The 919-nt window shown below is 76.4% G+C and carries 2 protein-coding genes and 1 pseudogene; all 3 read left to right on the top strand.

Features of this window, described 5'->3' with window-relative positions:
- Positions 1-8: 8 nt before the first annotated feature.
- Positions 9-380, top strand: coding sequence for a ribonuclease P protein component (locus A612_RS13915; protein ID WP_081501198.1), 372 nt, complete (start codon positions 9-11; stop codon positions 378-380).
- Complete coding sequence (gene yidD, locus A612_RS13910) at positions 377-673, top strand: membrane protein insertion efficiency factor YidD (protein WP_019375067.1); 297 nt, start codon at positions 377-379, stop codon at positions 671-673. The genes A612_RS13915 and yidD overlap by 4 nt, the downstream gene beginning before the upstream one ends.
- A pseudogene (locus A612_RS13905) lies at positions 670-919 on the top strand (membrane protein insertase YidC); the annotation flags it as partial. The gene yidD and the pseudogene A612_RS13905, both read left to right, overlap by 4 nt.

Below are 919 nucleotides of genomic sequence, written 5' to 3'. Positions count from 1 at the left end.
TGCGCCCGCTGCCGCCGGGTGCGGCCGCGCCGTCGGCGCCTTCCGCCGCCGCCTCCCAGGGCCGCGTCACCCCGGCGCGGGCCCTGTTTGCCGTTCCCGCGGGCGCGCCTGCGGGGCCCTGGCTGGGCGCCATGGTGCCCAAGCGCTGGGCGCGCCGTGCGGTCACGCGCAGCGCCGTCAAGCGGCAGATCCGCGCCGTCGCGCACGAGCGCAGCGCCGGCCTGCCCGCCGATGCCGCGCACGTGGTGCGCCTGCGCGCGGCCTTCGATCCCCGCCACTTCGTGAGCGCCAGCTCGGACGAGCTCAAGCGCGCCGTGCGCGCCGAGCTCGAGCAGCTGTTCGCGCGCGCATCCCGCGCCGCTGCGGAGCCGCGCCCATGATGCGCCGGCTGCTCATGGCGCTGGTGCGCGCCTACCGGCTGCTGCTCAGTCCCTGGCTGGGCGCTTCCTGCCGCTTCGAGCCCACCTGCTCGCTCTACGCGCTGGGCGCGCTGGAGCGCCACGGCGCCGCCGCCGGCAGCTACCTGACGCTGCGCCGCCTGGCGCGCTGCCACCCCTGGTGCGCCGGTGGACACGACCCGGTGCCCGAGGCGCCGCCGCGCGGCTTCGGGCTGTTCTCGCGACGCACCGCCCGCGCCCCCGCTTCCTCCCCTCTGGACAAGAGCTCTTCATGAACGACATCCGCCGCACCATCCTGTGGGTGATCTTTGGCTTTTCCATGGTGCTGCTGTGGGACAAGTGGCAGATCCACAACGGCAACAAGGCCACCTTCTTCCCCTCGCCCCCGGCGCAGTCCCAGTCGCAGCCGGCCGCCGCCGCGCCGGCCGCTTCCGGCACTTCCGGCGCCTCCGAACTGCCGGTGGCCACGGCCTCCACCACGGCCCAGCCGCCCACCGACGCGCCGGCCGCGGACGCGGCCC

Origin of the sequence: Melaminivora alkalimesophila, assembly GCF_000282995.1 — a bacterium.
In the GTDB taxonomy this organism is placed as follows: domain Bacteria; phylum Pseudomonadota; class Gammaproteobacteria; order Burkholderiales; family Burkholderiaceae_C; genus Melaminivora; species Melaminivora alkalimesophila.
Note: the sequence above shows the minus strand (reverse complement) of the source record. Positions and strands in the feature narration are given on the sequence as shown.